This is a genomic window from Archangium lansingense (assembly GCF_026626635.1).
GTDB classification, from domain to species: Bacteria; Myxococcota; Myxococcia; order Myxococcales; family Myxococcaceae; genus Archangium; species Archangium lansingense.
Genome location: NZ_JAPNKA010000001.1, coordinates 12960001 through 12978562 on the forward strand (window position 1 = coordinate 12960001; position 18562 = coordinate 12978562).

Annotated in this window: 18 protein-coding genes and 1 pseudogene; 9 read left to right on the forward strand and 10 right to left on the reverse strand. The window is 65.8% G+C overall.

Going from position 1 to position 18562, the window contains the following annotated elements:
- Nucleotides 1-555 precede the first annotated feature (555 nt).
- From OV287_RS52180 to OV287_RS52190, 3 genes are all read right to left on the reverse strand, one after another.
- Nucleotides 556-3717 (reverse strand): alpha-amylase family glycosyl hydrolase, encoded by a 3162-nt coding sequence (locus tag OV287_RS52180; RefSeq protein ID WP_267541572.1) that lies wholly within the window; start codon nucleotides 3715-3717, stop codon nucleotides 556-558.
- A gap of 157 nt (nucleotides 3718-3874) precedes the next feature.
- Complete coding sequence (locus OV287_RS52185) at nucleotides 3875-4339, reverse strand: YgaP family membrane protein (protein ID WP_267541573.1); 465 nt, start codon at nucleotides 4337-4339, stop codon at nucleotides 3875-3877.
- A 192-nt stretch (nucleotides 4340-4531) separates the two neighbouring features.
- A complete protein-coding gene (locus OV287_RS52190) occupies nucleotides 4532-4714 on the reverse strand; it encodes a CsbD family protein (RefSeq protein ID WP_267541574.1) in 183 nt (60 codons plus the stop codon).
- Nucleotides 4715-4743: 29 nt separating this feature from the next.
- Here OV287_RS52190 and OV287_RS52195 point away from each other — a divergent pair, with 29 nt between their 5' ends.
- Nucleotides 4744-4932, forward strand: coding sequence for a hypothetical protein (locus OV287_RS52195; protein WP_267541575.1), 189 nt, complete (start codon nucleotides 4744-4746; stop codon nucleotides 4930-4932).
- Nucleotides 4933-5140: 208 nt separating this feature from the next.
- On the opposite strand, the gene OV287_RS52200 is transcribed toward OV287_RS52195, so the two are convergent.
- Complete coding sequence (locus OV287_RS52200) at nucleotides 5141-6157, reverse strand: glutamine synthetase beta-grasp domain-containing protein (RefSeq protein WP_267541576.1); 1017 nt, start codon at nucleotides 6155-6157, stop codon at nucleotides 5141-5143.
- A 501-nt stretch (nucleotides 6158-6658) separates the two neighbouring features.
- Between OV287_RS52200 and OV287_RS52205 the strand changes: the two genes are divergently transcribed.
- The 5 genes from OV287_RS52205 (at nucleotide 6659) to OV287_RS52225 (ending at nucleotide 10743) form a co-directional block, all read left to right on the forward strand.
- Entirely contained in the window at nucleotides 6659-8206 is a 1548-nt protein-coding gene (locus OV287_RS52205) for a sigma-54-dependent Fis family transcriptional regulator (RefSeq protein ID WP_267541577.1), read from the forward strand.
- 15 nt (nucleotides 8207-8221) lie between these two features.
- Nucleotides 8222-8635, forward strand: a complete 414-nt coding sequence (locus OV287_RS52210) for an ACT domain-containing protein (RefSeq protein WP_267541578.1) — start codon at nucleotides 8222-8224, stop codon at nucleotides 8633-8635.
- A 64-nt stretch (nucleotides 8636-8699) separates the two neighbouring features.
- A complete protein-coding gene (locus OV287_RS52215) occupies nucleotides 8700-9119 on the forward strand; it encodes a hypothetical protein (RefSeq protein ID WP_267541579.1) in 420 nt (139 codons plus the stop codon).
- 142 nt (nucleotides 9120-9261) lie between these two features.
- Nucleotides 9262-10452: an ISAzo13 family transposase gene (locus tag OV287_RS52220; RefSeq protein WP_267542308.1), complete on the forward strand. Its 1191-nt coding sequence runs from the start codon at nucleotides 9262-9264 to the stop codon at nucleotides 10450-10452.
- A gap of 60 nt (nucleotides 10453-10512) precedes the next feature.
- On the forward strand, nucleotides 10513-10743 hold the full coding sequence (locus OV287_RS52225; RefSeq protein WP_267541580.1) for a hypothetical protein: 231 nt from the start codon (nucleotides 10513-10515) through the stop codon (nucleotides 10741-10743).
- A gap of 97 nt (nucleotides 10744-10840) precedes the next feature.
- On the opposite strand, the pseudogene OV287_RS56670 reads toward OV287_RS52225, so the two are convergent.
- The 3 genes and pseudogenes from OV287_RS56670 to def form a co-directional block, all read right to left on the reverse strand.
- Nucleotides 10841-10987: pseudogene (locus tag OV287_RS56670) on the reverse strand (DUF418 domain-containing protein); the annotation flags it as partial.
- 2 nt (nucleotides 10988-10989) lie between these two features.
- A complete protein-coding gene (locus OV287_RS52230) occupies nucleotides 10990-11772 on the reverse strand; it encodes an SPFH domain-containing protein (protein WP_267542588.1) in 783 nt (260 codons plus the stop codon).
- 306 nt (nucleotides 11773-12078) lie between these two features.
- Complete coding sequence (def, locus tag OV287_RS52235) at nucleotides 12079-12609, reverse strand: peptide deformylase (protein WP_267541581.1); 531 nt, start codon at nucleotides 12607-12609, stop codon at nucleotides 12079-12081.
- Nucleotides 12610-12756: 147 nt separating this feature from the next.
- On the opposite strand from def, the gene OV287_RS52240 reads away from it, so the two are divergent.
- Entirely contained in the window at nucleotides 12757-13239 is a 483-nt protein-coding gene (locus tag OV287_RS52240) for a nuclear transport factor 2 family protein (RefSeq protein ID WP_267541582.1), read from the forward strand.
- A gap of 533 nt (nucleotides 13240-13772) precedes the next feature.
- A complete protein-coding gene (locus tag OV287_RS52245; protein ID WP_267541583.1) occupies nucleotides 13773-14477 on the forward strand; it encodes a hypothetical protein in 705 nt (234 codons plus the stop codon).
- A gap of 140 nt (nucleotides 14478-14617) precedes the next feature.
- On the opposite strand, the gene OV287_RS52250 is transcribed toward OV287_RS52245, so the two are convergent.
- The 3 genes from OV287_RS52250 to OV287_RS52260 form a co-directional block, all read right to left on the reverse strand.
- On the reverse strand, nucleotides 14618-15127 hold the full coding sequence (locus OV287_RS52250; protein ID WP_267541584.1) for a cupin domain-containing protein: 510 nt from the start codon (nucleotides 15125-15127) through the stop codon (nucleotides 14618-14620).
- Between the two features lie 172 nt (nucleotides 15128-15299).
- A complete protein-coding gene (locus tag OV287_RS52255) occupies nucleotides 15300-15839 on the reverse strand; it encodes a hypothetical protein (RefSeq protein ID WP_267541585.1) in 540 nt (179 codons plus the stop codon).
- A gap of 228 nt (nucleotides 15840-16067) precedes the next feature.
- Nucleotides 16068-17573, reverse strand: coding sequence for a bifunctional metallophosphatase/5'-nucleotidase (locus tag OV287_RS52260; protein ID WP_267541586.1), 1506 nt, complete (start codon nucleotides 17571-17573; stop codon nucleotides 16068-16070).
- A 271-nt stretch (nucleotides 17574-17844) separates the two neighbouring features.
- Here OV287_RS52260 and OV287_RS52265 point away from each other — a divergent pair, with 271 nt between their 5' ends.
- Nucleotides 17845-18540 (forward strand): hemerythrin domain-containing protein, encoded by a 696-nt coding sequence (locus tag OV287_RS52265; protein ID WP_267541587.1) that lies wholly within the window; start codon nucleotides 17845-17847, stop codon nucleotides 18538-18540.
- Nucleotides 18541-18562 lie beyond the last annotated feature (22 nt).

Genomic DNA, 18562 nt, shown 5'->3' on the forward strand with positions numbered 1-18562 from the left:
TCTTCCTCCTGGTGAACCAGGGCGCACGCCAGGTCAATCCACACGACGGTGATCGCGGCGTTCCTTCTCCGCTCCCCCCGCCCCACCTCAACTAGGTGCGCCGGCTCCAAGTCCAGCGTCGTTACGAACGCCCACCCGCCTATGCGGTCCACCTGGAACCACGTTCCCAGGGCAGCTCCCGACCTCTAGGCCCTATCGAGGCGGCCCCCCAACCTATGAGCCAGCATGAGGCCCACGACCAGGGCTTCTCCCTAAAGGTTCGCCGTGGAGCGAGCAGCCTGGCCTGCGCTCCGGCTCGAGGGGACCGCTCACGACCTCGACGGGTGCGCCTCGTCGCACTGAATCGACGAAGTCCGGAAAACCGGCTGCCAGCTCGGCGTGCTGGTGAGCAATCCCCTCCCTCCACACTCGGAGCCGCCCACGTCATCTCCCTCCCCGCCTTGCACCACCCGCTACTGGTCCTCGGCCCAAACGGTTGGGCCCCCAGTGGCAGGCACCAGCAGCCCGCCCCTCCGAGGGCCCATCAACCACTACGTTCCAAGCGTCTCCCGTCCTCTATTCCTTCTTGAAGACCACGTAGCCCGCCGCCGGGATGTTCACCTTCGTGTTCCCGCCGCTCAGCGTCGCTCCGTAGTTACCGAAGTTGTTGCCCCCGTACACCCCCGCGTCGCTGTTCAGCACTTCCTTCCAGTTCCCCGGCGGCAACGGCATCGTGTAGCCCTCCAGGTTCTGCCGGTTCAGGCTGCCCACCACGAGGTACTCCTCACCCCCAGCCTTCCTCGTGAAGGCCAACACCGAGTCCTCGTTGTGCGTGTACACCCGGTTCACCTCCGCATCCGCGCGGAACGCTGGACTCGAGTGTCTCAGTGAAATCGCGTCCTGGTAGAACCGGAAGCTCTGCTGCCTCGTGATGTCCAGCATCGCCTCCGTCCGCTGCTCCGCCGGCATCCCCGCCAGACTCTCGAAGACCTTCCGGTCCTCCGCCGACAACCCCCGGTACTCCCCATCCTTCGCTCGCGCCTCAGGCGACAGCGTGAAGAGCCGCTCGTACGACGCCTTCCTCGCGTCGTTGAACGTCACCTTGTCCCAGTTCCAATCCTTCCCCAGCGACTCCCAGCTCCAGTCACTGTCCCACGTGGACGGGTTGCCCCACCGGAAGTCGTTCTGCGCGCCGAACTCGTCTCCCTGGAAGAACATCGGAATGCCCGGCCCCGCCATCCCCACCCCCGCCGCAAAACGCGCCGCGCTCCTCGACCACTGCTCCGGGAACTCCGTCGGCCTGACCCCCTCCGCCGTGTTCATCGTCCGCTGCGCGTTCCCCACCTCGTCGTGGTTCGAGATGATCGTCAGCGCCTTCTTCCACCCATCCAGCCCCCGCGGGCTCGTCAGCATGGACATGAACGCGTCCATGTCCGTCTCCCACCCGCGCGCCGCCGCCTGGAGCAGCCCCGGATTGCTGTTGTCATTCACCAGCCGGTGCTGGAACTCCGTGTACCACTGCGCGTCGAAGCCCCCTCCCGTCCCGTCCTTCTGCGCCGGCTTCGTGATGCTCGGGTCGTAATCAAACTGCTCCGCCACCGTCCAGACGTCCGGGTTGAAGAAGTGGACCTGCCGGTTGATCTCCCTCAACAGCTCCCACCCATCCTTCCCTCCCACTCCCTTGATGGGCTCCGTGAAGTCGAAGCGCAGTCCGTCAAAGTGCAGCTCCTCCACCTGCGCCACCGCGTGGTCCACGAAGAACTGCTTCACCTTCGGGTTCGAATACGCCGGCACCGCTCCCCACGGCGTGTCCCGCTGCTCGAACTTCCCCGGCTCCTTCGACCAGTTGAAGAATGGGTTGTCCGGCCCTCCCAGTCCCCACATCCCGTTGTGGTCGCCGTGCACGTGGTTGTAGACCACGTCCGAGATGACGTTCATCCCCCGTGCGTGAGCCTCGTCAATGAAGCGCTTCAGCGCGTCCGTCCCGCTCACCCACTTCCCATCCGCGTCCTCGAAGCCGAACGAGCTCTCCACCGCCAGGCTGTTCACCCCCAGGTAACCCCAGTTCCGGTTCCCCTCCACCTCGTTCACCGGCAACAGCTCCAGCGTGTTCACCCCCAGCTTCTTGAAGTAGTCCAGCCTCGCCGTCAGGTCCTCCAGCGTCGAGCGGTCCGCGTTCTTCGCCTCGCCCAGGAAGCTCCCCACGTGCAGCTGGTACACCACCCACTTGCTCGGGTCCTTCTCCCGCGGCGCAGTGTCGTGCTTCCACGTGTGGCTCGTCGGGTCCGTGATCACCGCTCCCCGGAACGACACCCCGCTCGCCTCCGTGAGCACGTTGCTCCAGGGGTCGTTGTTCGGTGACTTCAGGCGCTCGCCCGCACTCAGCTTCCCATCCCCGTTCCCGTCATCCCGCAGCCGCAGGTTGCCCTTCGCGTCCTTCTCGTAGACCTGGAACTCGTACTGCAACCCCACCAGCTTCTTCGGGTCGTTCACCAGCGCCGACCACGCCCCACCCGCATTCGTCATCCGAATGCGCCCGTCCGCCTCGACGTTCTTCGACCACAGGTCGTTGAACTTCCCGTCGTGCAGCTTGTCCACCAGCGAGGCGTCGAAGTTCCCCAGCCGCGCCAGCAGCTCGTCCCGGCTCAGCTGCCGCCCACTCGCGTCCTTCAACACCAGGTACGCACTGTGCGCGTCCTCCTCGTCATCGATGTCGAAGCGCATCAGCTCGACGCTGTCCCCCGCGTAACGGTTCACCTCCTTGCCCGTCTTCGCGTCCAGGTACATCCGCGATACGCCCCGCTGCTCGCCCATCATCTCCCGCGCGTACGGGTCCGGTCGGTCACTCGTCACGCCCTCCGAGTCCACCACCTCGTAGACGTAGGACTTGCCCACCAGGTCCTTCCAGCCCCCCTGCACCCGCGCCGACCAGTTGCCATCCTCGCCCCGCTCCATCGGGAAGCGCTGCTCCCTCCCCTCCGCGTCCGTCACCTTCACCTGCACGCTCTTCGCGTTCCCCGCCCAGAACTTGAACGTCGCGTCCGCTCCCGACTTCCTCGAGCCCATCTCGTGGTACGTCGTCGGCGCATACGTCGTCGTGGGCTTCCTCACGTCCAGCTTCAGGTTGCCCTCGCCCATCACCGCCCACGCGCCCTTCCCCGTCGGGCCGTCCGCCAGCACTCCCCACTCCCAGTCGTGGGGCTGGCCATCGTCCTGCAACTCCACCGTCGCCGCCCACTTGCCGTCCCCCAGCGGCTTCATCGGAATGGTGCGCTCGTTCCACTGCGCGCTGTAACGGCCCGTCTCATCCCAGCTCCCCTTGAGCTGTAGATTCGTGAGCTCCGCGTGCGGCCCCGCGTCGTACACCAGCGTCACCGAGCCCTTCACCGGCGCCCCCACCGCCAGCGCATTCACCCCCACCGCGCCCGCGGCCCTTGCACCCAGCACGTTCATCGCGGCGGCACCGCTCGTGGTCTCGAATGCGGAGCCCGTACCGCGTGCACCCACAGGGCGCGCGGCCGTCTCGAACGCAGAGTCCTTGCCCCGAGCCGAGGCCGCCCGGGACGTCGTCTCAAAGGCGTCCCGTGCCTCGGGCGCTCCCGCCGGCGACTTCTGGGCCGCCTTCTCCGGCACCACGGCCGCGTCCTGCTTGCGGACCTCGCGGCTGCTCGTGGCGGCCTCGCTCTTCGGGCTGGGAACCGCACCCTTCGGGGGCTGGTTGATTCGGGAAGCGCTCACGGTCGTCTCCTCTGGCACAGAGCCGGAAGGTGCGGTGCCCCCCATTCTCGGGGCTCGCCCTATCCGAGTTTCCTCCTACCCGACGCGACGCACCGAGAGTCCTGAGCCCCAGGACACCCTCAGTGTGAGCTTTCGTTCATCCGCCCCCTTACGTCTCTCAGCCCCAGCCCGGTCCCTCCGAGCTCGCCGAGTGCCCTATCTCCGCGCCTCGGAAGTCTCCCCGCTGCACCCTCAACACGAACTTCTCCGCGTCGATCTCCTTGCGCGTGCGGAACTTCAACCGGCGGAACACCTCCACCGGTGGGCACCACCCCGAAACCGCGTGCTGCAGCAGGAACCCCGCCACCACTCCCGGCACCCAAAGCCACTTCCTGTCCACCGTCACGCCCAGCAACAGCCCCATCAGGGACAGCGAAGCCGCTTTCGCCTCCAGCACCCGCTCGATGTCCCACTCGCGCTCCAGCGCCTCCAGCCGCTGCTCCACCTCGTCCTGCGGACGGTTCGCGTACCAGGCGATGCGCTCACGCATCTCCCGAAGGATCTCCTCGTTCGCCGTCTCCGGCCCGTGCCGGCGCACCCGGTCGTATCGGGGCGCGAGCAGCTGCTCCAGCCTGGCATCCATACCGAACCTCCCCGCGGGACACGTGCGCGTCCCGCCGAAAGGTGATGCCCCCTCCTTCACACGCCAAGCCAGTCGCTCGCGACAATGTTCGTCGAGCTCAAAAAGCTCTCGGGCTCGCCAAAGACAAACGGGCCACGGGGATTCCTCCCCGCAGCCCATCCGCTTACTCCCTCAGGGTCTCCGACGCTCCGTCTACAGCCGCCCCTTCGACTCGTCATCCGCGTCCTTGATGACCCTCTTCACGTCCTCGACCTTCTCCTTCACCTCGCCCTTGAGCGTGTCCTTCTTGCCCTCGGCCTCCAGCTCGCGATCACCCGTGGCCACGCCCACCGTCTCCTTCACCTTGCCCTTCAGCTTGTCCGTCCACTCACCCATGGCGTTCCTCCTTGGTGTCCCTGTGGTCGGTGTTCCTCTGTCCAATCACCGACACACCTGAAGCTAGGTACCGGAGGGAGCCATGGGCACCCCACGAGCGCTCGCCCGCCTGGCTGCCCGGCCGGCTGGTTGGCACCGCCGTCGCCGCGGAGGGCTCGCTGCTCGTCACCGATGACGCTCGTGGCGTCATCTACCGCAGTTCCTACACCGGAGGCTGAGCACCCCCGGCAACTGGCAAGTGGAACGGGCCTCAGCGCGCCGCACACCTGCGCCCCGGCCAGCGCGAACGGCCCCCTGAGTTTCTTTCCACCAGGGCCCGCTCCACTCCCTCAAATCCATACGCCAAGCCCGACGGACGGGAAGCCCGACACCTCCCGTCCGCCAGGCCAGCGCTCCTTTTCCCCAAGGAGTCCTGTTGCGACGGTCTCAGCCGAGAACCGTCTCGAGCATGATGCGGCACACCTCGTACGGGTCGCAGTTGGCCGCCGGACGGCGGTCCTCGAAGTAACCGCGGCCATCGTTCGCCGTGCCCAGCGGAATACGGATGGACGAGCCACGGTCGCTCACGCCCCAGCGGAACACCGTGATGGGCGCCGTCTCGTGCAGACCCGTCAGGCGCTCCACGTTGTGCGCGCCGTACACCTGGATGTGCGCCTCGTGCTTCACGCGCAGCTTCTCCATCGCCGCCTCGATCACCTTGAGGCCACCCGGCTCGCGCGTCGACTTCGTGCTGAAGTTGGTGTGGCAGCCCGTGCCGTTCCAGTCACCCTTCACCGGCTTGGGGTGCAGCGTGGCGCTGATGCCGTGCTCCTCGCCCATCCGGTACAGCAGCCAGCGCGCCAGCCACAGCTCGTCCGCCATCTCCAGCGCGGGCAGGGGGCCAATCTGGAACTCCCACTGCGCCGGCATCACCTCGGCGTTCGTGCCGCACAGCTTGATGCCCGCGCGGAGACACGCCTCGGCGTGCGACTCCACCAGCTTGCGACCGAACACCTCGTCGCAGCCCACGCCACAGTAGTAGCCACCCTGCGGCGCCGGGAAGCCCTTGTCCGGCCAGCCCAGCGGACGATTGCCCTCGAAGAGCGTGTACTCCTGCTCCATGCCGAACCACGCCTCCTCGGAAGCGTGCTTCTCGGCCACCATGCGCAGCGGCGCGCGCGTGTTGCTCCAGTGCGGGCTGCCGTCCGGGTTCATCACCTCGCACAGCACCAGGATGTCCTTCGTCCCCGGCTTCAGCGGGTTGGCGATGAAACGCACCGGCTTCAGCATCAGGTCGCTCTTCTTGCCCTCCGCCTGGTAGGTGCTCGAGCCGTCGAAGCTCCAGTCCGGCAACTCGGAGAGACTCCGGACCTCCGCCACCTCCACCACCTTCATCTTCGAGCGCAGCTTCGCAGTCGGCCGCTGCCCGTCGACCCAGATGTACTCCGCCATCACCTTGCTCATTTGCCACTTCCTCCAGGGGCCCCCACCGGGCCGGGTTATCTCGCGGCCCTCACCGGGCCTGACGCCAGAACCCTTTTGCAGATGCGATGCCAACGCGCCCACGCAGCGGGGGCTCGACGGAAACCCCTGAAATGGCTCGGGACAGGCTTCGCGGCCCTCTGGAGCGCCCTCCGCGATTCCGACAATTTCGTAGGAGACAGGCGCGCTTCCTACAAATTTGTCGGAACCGGTTCGCCCGCCCTCGTGGCCCCGTGCGGAGTACCGGCCACTCCCGGGCACTCGGGCCCCTCGAAAGCAAGGCCACCCCCCTCCTTATGACTGGAAGCCGACGAAGAACGCGCTCCCAGAGCAGGACTCAGGACGCTCCGCCGCCCGCCTGCCCTCCGAGGCGCACGACAACCCCGCCTACAATTTTGTAGGGTTCCAGCTCGGAACCGACAAAAATGTCGGAACCGCTCGGGGCCCCTCTCAGTCCCCCCTGCTTCGTGGGAGCACTCTCGCATGGGAAAAAAGCTGGAAGAGCAGACAGGCAGGCATGCGACCCTGGCCAGCCTCCTGGAGGTGAGCCAGGCCCTGGCCGGTGCCCATGACCTCAGGGCCGCGCTCCACCGCGTCCTGGAGCGGCTCGAGCGCTACCACGGTGTGGTCCGCGGCGCCGTCACCCTGACCGACCCCGACACCGGCGACCTCTATATCGACGCCTCCATCAATTTGAGCGCCGACGGCCGCAAGGCCCGCTACAAGCTCGGCGAGGGCATCACCGGCCGCGTCGTCCAGAGCGGCAAGCCCATCGTCGTCCCCGAAATCAGTCGCGAGCCCCTCTTCCTCCACCGCGCCTACCTCGGCCGGCGCTCCGGCGGCCAGGAGCTGTCCTTCATCTGCGTCCCCATCCTCCTGCACCGCAAACCCGTGGGCGCCCTCGGTGTGGACCTCCTCTTCCACAAGGACCGTGACTACCCCGAGGAGGGCCGCCTCTTCGGCGTCGTCGCCTCGATGATCGGCCAGGCCCTCGCCGCCCACCGGCTCCTCGAGGACGAGCGCAAGAAGCTCCTCGAGGAGAACACCACCCTGCGCCAGGAGCTGCGCGAGCGCTACGACTTCTCCAACCTCATCGGCACCTCCGGCCCCATGCGCCAGGTGTACGAGCAGATCCACCAGGTCGCTCGCACCACCACCACCGTCCTCCTCCGCGGCGAGTCCGGCACCGGCAAGGAGCTCATCGCCCACGCCATCCACTACAACTCCACCCGCGCCAAGAAGCCCTTCATCAAGGTCAACTGCGCCGCCCTCCCGGAGACCCTCATCGAGTCCGAGCTCTTCGGCTACGAAAAGGGCGCCTTCACCGGTGCCCAGGCGCGCAAGCGCGGTCGCTTCGAGCTCGCCGAGGGCGGCACCCTCTTCCTGGATGAGATTGGCGAAATCAATCCCTCCACCCAGGTCAAGCTGCTGCGCGTCCTCCAGGAGCGTGAGTTCGAGCGCGTCGGCGGCACCGAGACCCTCAAGGCCAACGTCCGCCTCATCGCCGCCACCAACAAGGACCTGGAGACCGCCATCTCCGAGAAGGCCTTCCGCGAGGACCTCTACTACCGCCTCAACGTCTTCACCCTCTTCATCCCGCCCCTCCGCGAGCGCAAGAGCGACCTGCTCCTGCTCGCCGACCACTTCGTCGCCAAGTACTCCCGCGAGCACGGCAAGAGCATCCGCCGCATCTCCACCCCCGCCATCGACATGCTCGTCAGCTACCACTGGCCCGGCAACGTGCGCGAGCTGGAGAACATCATCGAGCGCTCCGTCCTCGTCTGCGACGGCAACGCCATCCACGGCCACCACCTGCCCCCCACCCTGCAGACCGCCGAGGCCTCGGAGACCGTCACCAACCACTCGCTCACCGACGCCGTCCAGCAGTTCGAGAAGGACCTCATCGCCGATGCCTTGAAGACCACCCGTGGCAATCGCGCCAAGGCCGCTCGGCTCCTTCAGACCACCGAGCGCATCATCAACTACAAGGTCTCCAAGTATGAGATCGACTGCTCACGCTTCCGCGGGTAGGAAGGGCTCACCTTTATGTCCGGCGAGACAAATCTGGGTGTGCTGCTGAAGTCCATTCGGCCCGTGCTACGCGCGGGCGAGTTCGTCTTCGTCACCACCCAGCGCGCAGTGAGTGAGGTCGTGCCTCTCGAGCCCCTCGGGCTCTTTCACGAGGAGGAGGGCCTCACCGTCATCCTTCCCCGTGAACGGGCCGACGCCGCCTCGCTCCCGTACACCGCCGTCTTCCGGATGCTCACCCTCTCCGTCCACTCCAGTCTGGAGGCAGTGGGCTTCCTCGCCGCCATCACCACCCGGCTTGCCTCCCGGGGGATCAGCGTCAATCCCGTCTCCGCTTACTTTCATGATCACCTCTTCGTCCCCTCCGCTCGGGCCGAGGAGTCCCTCGCGCTGCTCGCCGAGTTCTCGGCCGGCGACGCGCCCCGGGATTGATTCGTCTCCGCCTCCTGGGGCTTCCGCGCGTCAGGGATTCGCTCCCCTCGCCGTCCTCGCCCCCATGAAGCCCTACCAGACTCCAGACCTCGAGCGGCGCGCCTTCGCCCGCACCAATTCGCAGACCATCTCCCAGCGGGTCTCGCTCCTGCGGGAGCTCGTGCCCGGTATTCAGTCCATCGCCGAGCTGTGCTGCGGAGATTGTTCGCGCCAGTGGGAGGTTTACCGGCGTGAGCTCGGCGTCGAGCGCTACCGCGGTCTCGATTTTGAGCCGGAGGTCGTCGCCGCCAACCGCTCTCGTGGCATCGACTGCGTCCACGGCGATGTGCTCGACCCCTCCGTGCTGCGCTCGTTCCTCTCCTTTGAGGCCCTGTTCTATGGGCCCCCTCTCTCCGTCGACTGCGACGGGCACAGGCTCCTCTCGTTCCGTGAGGTGACTCCGTCCTTCCCCGACTTCGCGCGCTTAGGGGCTGTCGCAAAATAAGTGTAATGAAAGTGATAATGAGCCCACCAGGCAGGCAGCCATGGGGCTGGTCGCTGCGTAAGAGGCATTTCGTGGGCATGTTGTATGCGTGAAAGTAGATCTCGAAGCCTTGCGCGCCAAGTTCAAGGCCCTGGCCCCCATCATGGACGAGAGGGTCAGCCGCCTGTGGGCTGCGGCTGAAGTGGAAAGCCTTGGACGCGGAGGAACCGCAGCGCTCCAGCGGGCAACGGGGATCAGTGGTCGTCGCATCTGGAAGGGCAAGAAAGAGCTGGCGGAGCTTCGGCGGCAACCGCCTTCAAGGGCTTCAACGTCGCGAGTGCGTCGGCCAGGAGGAGGAAGAAGGCGCCTGAGCGCAAAGGACGCGAGGTTGCTGGGTGACCTCCAGGCGCTGCTCGAGCCGGTGACGCGCGGCGAACCGCAATCGCCGCTTCAATGGACGACGAAGAGCGTGAGGCACCTTGCGTCGGAGTTGAGAGAGCGAGGGCATGAGGTGAGTAGCGACACCGTCGCGCGGATGCTGCACGAAGCGGGGTATAGCTTGCAGGCTCCGCGTAAGGAGGAAGAGGGAGGCAGCCATCCAGATAGGAATGCACAGTTTCGTTACATCGCTCGACAAGCGAAGGCCTTTCAGCGGCGCCGACAACCAGTGGTGTCCGTCGACTCGAAGAAGAAGGAGTTGATTGGAAACTTCAAGACCCCGGGTCGGGAGTGGCAGCTCCAAGGCCAAGCGCCCAGAGTCAACGCCTACGATTTTCCGGATATGGCTGAGGGCAAAGCGATTCCCTATGGAGTGTATGACTTGGCCCGTGACGAGGGCTGGGTCAACGTTGGGACGGACCATGACACTCCTGAGTTCGCAGTCCAGTCGCTTCGGCGTTGGTGGCTCACGATGGGCAGGCATGCATATCCTCATGCAAGAGAGCTTCTGGTGGTAGCGGATGCTGGGGGTTCGAACTCGGCACGGTCGCGGGTATGGAAGAAGTGCCTGCAAGAATTTGCAGATGCCACGGGGTTGAAGGTCTCCGTCAGCCATTACCCTCCGGGCACGAGCAAATGGAACAAGATCGAGCATCGACTCTTTGCCCAGATCACGCTCAACTGGCGAGGCCGACCGCTAACGAGCTATCAAGTTGTCATCAATCTCATCGGCAGCACCACGACACGCACGGGACTGTGTGTTCGGGCTGCCCTGGATACGAGGGAGTACCCCCTTGGCGTTCGCGTCAGCGCAGCGGACTTTGGGCAACTGAACATCCGAAAGAAGCGGTTTCACGGGGAATGGAACTACTCGCTCTCTCCGAGACGGCAAGCGAGCGCTCAGCTGGTGAAATAATTACACTTATTTTGCGACAGCCCCTTACTGCTCGGAGCGCTGCGCTACGACGGACTCCTCGTGTGCATCGCGCCTCGCGGCACCACCATCGGCGATGCGCGCTACCTGTATGAGCAGATCCGCTCCGTTCGCCCTGATTATGGGCTGCGGTTGATCCATCACAGCTTCGCGACCCTCACCGGCTCCGGGGAGAGCCATCCGCCCCGGCTCAAGTATGTCGAGCTGTGGTTCTCCAATCGTCTGGCGGATCTCTGGGACGTCCGTGAGAGCATCCCTGTTTCCCAGGGGTGAATTGATCGCAGTACAGAGGGGAACCTGGGAACTTCGATACCCTCACCCCGTCCCTCTCCCGAAGGGAGAGGGGTTCGTGGGCCTGCACTTCCGGCCACGGCATCAGCACCCGGCCGCTGAACCAGACATAGACGTTCGAGACGAACACTCCGCACAGCGCAAACCCGCGCAGCACTTCCAGCCGCTCGCCCGCCTCCACCAGGCGCGCCTCGGGTCTCGCTTCCGCCCCCAGTGTCTCGCTCATGTTCAGTTGTTCCGCGCCCGCTCCGCCAACGCCCGCTCTACCTCCCGCTCCAGCTCCGCCTCCCCTAGCTCTCCCTCCCTCCTCGGTGCCTCCCAGGGCGCCTGCCCCATCCCCCGCTGCTCCAGCTTCTGCTGCTGCCTCATCTGGCCGCTCGTCTCCAGCGCCAGCCGCGTCGCCCGCTCCGTCAGCTTCAGGATTCCCTGCGCATCCACCACGTTCGTTGGATCCAACTGATCCAGCGGTGTCTGCTCCAGCCTCCCCAGCGACATCCGCTCCAGCCTGAAGCCCAGCAGCTCGTCCCCCACTTCCATCATCACGTGGTCGATGAAGAGGCTCCGGTCCGCCAGCAGCTCATCGAAGTTGAACGTGCTCGCCGCGTTCGCCAGCGCGCATGCAAAGCGCTCCTCCAACAGCGCCTGCACCTCCTCCTGCCGGTTCGCCCTCGCGCACCCCACCTCCCTCGCCACCCTCAGCACCGCCTCCTCCTTCTGCTCTACCTTCACCAGGAACGTTCCCCTCACGTCCACCCGGATGCCGTCCCGACACGACAACCCCTGCTTCCCTCTCCTCTCCACCACCACCTTGCGCACCGAGAGGTCCAACACCTCTCCCCGTTGCACCATCGGCAGCACCAGCCCGCTCCCAAAGCGCACCCGCGTCGGTCCCCCTCCCCTCTCGATGAGCAGCGCCTCGCCCGGTCCCACCCGGCGATAGCTCGTCAGCAACACCACTCCACACACCAGGCAAGCCACGGCCACTCCAGCAAGCGTGAGCAGGATGGGCATTTCCACGTGAGGCTCCAGGTCAGGGGCCCGAGACTCCAGCACGCCCTGCGTCCCTCGCGCCAGGGACGCTGCCGCCCCACATTGGTGTACCCTGTCCACCATGCGGCCCATCGACATCTGCACCGCGGCCCTCGTCACCACCGGTAACCGCGCCCTCCGCGAGCCACTGTGAACCTGGGCTGGGGGCCTGAGTGGGGTTCTCTCGTGAGCCCGAGTGGGGTTCAGCTCGAGGCCCGGATACCCACACCCCGACCCTCTCCCGAGGGGAGAGGGAGTGGATTCTCATACAGAGGGAGTGTGGAGCGGCTACTCCTTCTTCTCTTCCTTCTTCTCTTCCTTGCGCCGGCTCAGCGTCTTCTGCAGCTTCTTCATCTTCTCCATGATGAGGCTCCGCTTCAGGTTCGAGAGGAGCTCCACGAACACCTGACCGTCCAGGTGGCCAATCTCGTGCTGCAGCACGTGCGCCAGCCTCCCCTCCGCCTCCAACTCGTGCCACTCCCCCGCCCGGTCCTGGTACTTCACCTTCACCTTGTGGAACCGCGGCGTCTTCTCGAACTGCTCCGGCACCGACAGGCACCCCTCCTCCAGCGTCACCGGCCCCGACTTCTCCAGAATCTGCGGGTTGATGATCTCGAAGAACGTCCCGTCCTCCCTCCCCACCCAGGAGCACCGCTGCGAGACCCCAATCTGGTTCGCGGCGATCCCAATCCCCTCCGCCTCCTTCATCGACTCGAACATCTCCTCCAGCAGCTTGGTGAGGTTCTCCCCAAAGTCCGTCACCGGCTTCGTCGGCGTGTTGAGGACCTTGTTGGGCCAGATGACGATGTCCCGTGCCATTCGGTGTCTCTTCTCCTGCTCGAGTGCGTGAACCGCCCTTCTACACCGCGCACGCCCACTCGCCAGCCCCGAGTGTCACCGGCCTGTCTCCACTTCGACTCCCCTTCCCCTTGAGCGCATGGGGTACGGGTCTGCTACACCCTGCGTATGCACCCCAACGCCCAGCTCCTCAAAGACTTCTACGCCGCCTTCGCCCGCCGTGACGGCAACGCCATGGCCGCCTGCTACCACCCCGACGCCGAGTTCTCCGACCCCGTCTTCCCCGGCCTGCGCCACGCCGGCGTCACCTCCATGTGGCGCATGCTCTGCGAGCGCGGCACCGACCTCGAGCTCACCCTCAACGACTCCCAGGCCGATGACCACTCTGGCCGCGCCCAATGGGACGCCCGCTACACCTTCAGCATGTCCGGCAAGAAGGTCCTCAATCGCGTCCACTCCGAGTTCGAGTTCAAGGACGGGAAGATCCTCCGCCAGACCGACCGCTTCGGCTTCTGGACCTGGGCCCGCCAGGCCATCGGCCCCGTCGGCGTCCTGCTCGGCTGGTCCCCCCTCGTGCGCAACAAGGTCCAGGCCCAGGCCCGCCGCTCCCTCGACAAATACATGAAGGAACACGGAATCTCCGGAGCGTAAGGCTTCTCCCAATTCCTCTCATTCCCATATCAATTTTCAGAGCCCTACAAGTCTTCAGGCCCTGAAGCAACAAGCCCCCGAGCGCCCGCTCCACCGAACGGGCCTCCTGCAGTCGGTCACCCGGCACCCACCAGGGTCCATCCCCACCCTGGCTTCGAGTGAATTCCCCTCTGAAAAAGCCCTCGCGTGCCCCTTCCTCCGCCATGGGCCTACAGACCGTCCAGGGACACGCCCCCGACGTGAAAAGATGTGTCAACGCCACACTTTTCAGGGCCTCCAATCACGAACATCACGCGCTGCAAATGCAAGATTTCAGCAACAACATTCTATTTGTATTTGTCGTCGAGAATTTGTATTGAATTAGGTGCGTGAGCTCACGCGGGCCAGGTGAGCCTCAAGCGAAGTGAAAGTTTTCCGCTCAGGGTGCAGGGGGACCACGATGCAAGGAAATGCTTTCTTCGGGAGATCCCACCCTGGTGCGTCGCATCAATGACTCGTGAAGGAGCACTCGAGAGCGAGTGCGGGAGGGCATCATGAGGGCAGTGCTTCAGCACATTTCCGACCGGCAGAAGGGCTTCGCCGAGCACGTCGTCTTCGATGGACTGCAGCAGGACGGACCGCTGGAGCAGGTGCTGGCCTTCGCCCCGCGCCTGGCCTTCTGGGTGATGAGCTTCCAGGACGTGCTGCGGCTCAACGCCCAGCGGATGAAGGACCCCGAGCTGGCGATGCTCATGCTGCGCCATCGCCAGGAGGAGCGCGGGCACGACAACTGGTTCTTCGAGGACGCCGCGCTGCTGATGGGGCGCCCCTTCAACCTCACGGAGCCGTGGGGCCGCGCCCACGAGGGCACCCGGGACGCCAGCTACGCAATCCTCTCCGAGGTGCTGAGCGCGCTGGATGACCGGCTGCGCATCATCCTGGTGCTCACGCTGGAGTCCACCAGCCACGCCTTCTTCAGCGCCACCGCCAACCTCCCCCAGACGCTCAGCCAGGGCCAGCGGCTGAAGTACTTCTCCAACCACCACATGGAGGCCGAGGAGCAGCACGAGGTCTTCGAGGAGCAGATGGAGGCGATGCTGATGGGCATGGAGCTCACGCCCGAGCTGCGCACCCAGGCCATCGCGCTGGTGGACCGCGTCTATGCGGCCTTCCACTCCATGTTCGACGGTCTGCAGATGGAGCAGGCGCGGCCTGTGTCCCGGCCCGAGCGGCACCCGCGGCCGGCCTTGTCCGCCTAGCGGTCCCTGGCCTCCTGCGGTACCTGAGCGCTCGCTGCCCGCGCTCCACGACTTCCGGGTGCAACTGCCCTGCACCCCGCTTCTTCTTCAACGGCCGCCGGCGGCGCCTCCCGCCCTGCCGGCTACTCCCGGGGGTCCAGTTACTGGGCCTCGACGGTGTTGAAGAAGGACTTGATGACCTCCTTGCCCTTCACCTCCCACAGGATGACCTGGCCCTGGCGGATGAAGTAGCTGTCCCCGGCCTTGTACTTGTGGGTGTTGCCCGCCTCGTCCGTCATGATGACCTCGCCCTCCATGATGGTGGCGTGCTCCGTGAAGGGGAAGACGATGCGGATCTTCCCCTTGGTCGCCTTGAAGAGGCCCGCCGCCACAGGACCCCGGGCGTAGTCGATGCGGGCGTAGATCTTCGGGTTACCCTCGAGCACCTGGCCACCCAGACCCGAGGGCGGGCCCAGCGACACGAAGCCGTCCTGGTCCACCTTGCCCTTGAGCGAGTAGACGATCATCGCCGGCTTCTTGCCCGCGCTCTCCAGCTCCGCCGAGGCCGTCCCGAGACCGTCCTCCACCTGCTGCTCCGCCCCACCACAAGCCGTCAGGAAACCCGCGAGGACGACGGTGCAGAGGCTCAGCATGCGGTGCGGACGGAACATGAACTCTCCCGGTTTCGTTGTTCGCAAATATTTATGCCACCCTCCGAATCCAATGTCTATGCAAATTCGGCGTGGGATGCGAAAAACCAACCGGAAAGCGTCTTTTCCTCTCTCACCCTCAGCGCTGTCTGTCTACCATTGGCCCCGTCTGTCTACCATTGGCCCGTCTGCCTTACCACTTGAGGTGATAGGTGCAGGCGCGCCCGCCCTTGGAGCGGCAGCTCGAGGGATCGTGGTCGATGCGCAGACGGATGGAGCCCTTGGGCTGGAAGCGATCGTAGAGGGCCTCCATGATTCCCTGGTCGAACTCGCAGGGGTACGGGTTGTCGGCCACCATGCGGGCGGCGCGCTCGCCCTCGGAGATGAAGCGGTAGCTGCCAATCTCGCCCTTGCCGCGATGGTTCATCCGGTAGGCCACATCCAGCGAGCCGAGCGCCGAGGGGAAGGAGTCGATTCCCGGAGGGAAAACGGCGCTCTTGGGCACCGCGCGGCCGATGGCGCGCGTGGTGTTGGGCCCCACCTGCTTGAGGATGTCGTCGAAGCTGTCGAGGACGCTCGGCATGGGGTACCACTTCTCAGGGTCCAACGGCTCGATGCCGTGAGAGGCCAGCACCCGTTGCGCCTTGAGCTTGAGGAACTCCATGGCGTTGATCAGGGCCTGTACGCTCTTCCCATACACTTCGACATGGCTTGAAAGTGCGTTGCGCGTCATGACCACTCCTTAAACTGGCTCTCGCGGGCATTACCCAAACACGAGGCAACCGGGATTCTCCCTCAAGCGCCTGCCCGCAAGCGAGGTGCCTCATCGCTTGATTTGAGAATTCCGCTGCAAGCAATTATTTGCTGTGTGGCTGTCTCAAGATGGAATCCCAAGCGCCATGGCGCGGTGCATCCACGGACAGAACCTGACCGGTTGAGCAGTGATTTCCGCTGCAAGCAATTATTTGCTGTGTAGCTGTCCTGAGGCGGAGTTCACGGCACCCTGGCGCAGTGAGTCCATGAGCAATGTGTGTGCATTGAGCTCCGTGCGACGCACGTTGGCTGCCCGAGACAGCGCGTCCTTGTAGCCCGTTGCCACAAAGGCCTGGAAATCCAGCGTGGCCACCCGGTACGTCGCCTCCGGAGTCACGGGCTCGTCTCCCGCCGCGGGGTTGGTAGGGTCCTTCAGCACCCGCAGGCGCACCGGCCGACCGTCCTCCACCTCATAGTGGACGCCGCTGTACTGGCTGTAGCTGTCCGTCCCCCGCTTGGACTCGCTCAGCGCGACCCAGTCCGCGAGCTGTGCCCCCGTCAGCTCCGCCGTCACCAGGAAGTTGCGGTACGGAATCGCCCCCAGGAAGTCCTCCACCGTCACCTCCCCCGCGGGCAACCCACCCCGGAAGCTCGCCGACAGCGCGAAGAATGCATGCGCACCGGCCGCCCGGCGCCACACCTCCGTCGCCCAGGTGCCCACCTCCGCCGGTCCCTCCGTGAGGCCCTCGTCCCCCAACGGCTTGTCCAGACGGCCTAGCACCTCGAAGCGCTCCGGCCTCTTCGCCACCAGATCCCGCTGCAGCCGCGCCACCTCCGCCGCCGTCTCCTCATCCTCCCGCCTCGTGCCGTCCAGCTTCACCAGCCCCCCCTCCACCCCCTCCAGCCTCTTCCCCCGGAAGCGCAGCCGCACCTCCGAGAGGTAGGCGAGGTATTGGTACGGAGAGAGGTACCAGGTGCTCGTCCCCGGCAGCACGCCCAGCTCCACCTTCTGGTGCGAGTGCGAGCCCATGATGATGTCGATGCCCGGCACCGCTCGCGCCAGCGCCTCGTCGTCCTCGCGGAGCTGGTGCCCCAGCAGCACCACCGCGTCCACGTGCTCCTCGTCCCGCAGGGCCCGCACCACCGCCTGCGCCGCCTCCGTCGCGTCCGTCCACCGCGTCCCCGCCGGCAGGTGCTCGGCCTTCACCAGCCGCTGCATGTCCAGCCCCGCCACTGAGAAGAAGCCCACCCGCACGCCCCCCACCTCCTTCACCAGGTACGGCTTCCCCTCCACCCGTAGGTAGGGCGCTCCGTCTGCCCCCTCCAGGTTGGCGCACAGCACCGGGTAGGCCGCGCTCGCCCGGCACCGCTCGAAGGACTCTGGCCCGTAGTCCAGGTCGTGGTTGCCCAACGCCATCACGTCCAGCACCCCGTTGAACCACGGCCACTCCACGCACCCGTACTCGTCACTCCAGGTGGGCACGCCCTTGTTCAGCGTGTCGCCCCCCGACACCACCAGGGTGTCCGGTCTCGCCTTCGCGTCCCGGAGATACGCCAGGGCCCGGGCCACCCCTCCCTGCCCCGGCGCTCCCTCCGAATAGAAGGGCACCGCGTGCGAGTGGTAGTCCGTCATCCCCACCAGCGTCACCGTACGCGTCGTCTGGCAGGCGGGAAGCAACAGCAGGCTCGTGAGCACAGTGAGGGGCTTCTTCATGTGCGGGGATCCTGCTCCATCCCTGCACACCTGGGTACAAGTGACGTCACGCCGGGCGCCGGCTCCCGGGCGCGAACTCGCGCAACGGGTCCGATGGTCGGACCACTTCGCACCACGCGCGCCCCGAGGGTGCCCCTCCGCAGCACCCGGCGTGCACCTGCCTGTCTGCCCTCCGGCCTGCCCTGCGCGTCTCCACGCTCCCCTCCGGCACGCCCCCCACACCATCGCCACCCTTCCGAGCGAGACAGCTCAGCCAAGGAAAGGCATGGGAATGGATGCCATCGCGCTCTTGAAGGCGGACCACAAGACAGTGGAGACGCTCTTCCGCAAGTTCGAACAGGCGGGCCGCAACGCCAAGAAGCTCAAACGCAAGCTCGTGGATCAGATGGTGCGTGAACTCGCCATCCACGCCGTCGTCGAGGAGCAGATCTTCTATCCCTCGGTGCGCGCCAGAGCCCACGCGCTGGAAGACGACGTGCTCAAGGCCCTCGAGGAGCACCACGTGGCCAAGTGGTTGCTCAAGGAGCTGGAGAACCTCCCCCCCGAAGACGAGCGCTTCGGGGCCAAGGTGAAGGTGCTCACCGAGAACATCCGCACCCACGTCAAGGAGGAGGAGAACTCCCTCTTCCCCCAGGTCCGCAAGGTCTTCAGCCCTCGCGAGCTCAAGGACATGGCTCAGGCCCTGTTGCTCGCCAAGCGGACCGCTCCCACCCGGCCCCATCCCCGCGCGCCCGATACTCCGCCCGGCAACCTCGTGGCGGGTGCCATGTCCGCCGTGCTCGACATGGGCAAGGATGCCCTGCGCGCCGCTCGCCGCAAGGCCAAGGGTCTCTCGCCCCTTCCCGCCCCTCGCGCCGGCAAGCGCACCCGCACGACCCGGCCCAGCCAGCGCCCCTCGCACGGCATCCAGCAGCAGGGCACTGGCTCCGTGGAGGACATGGCCGCCGAGTCCTCCTATCTGATGTGAGTCCAAGCAACCCGGGAGCCTG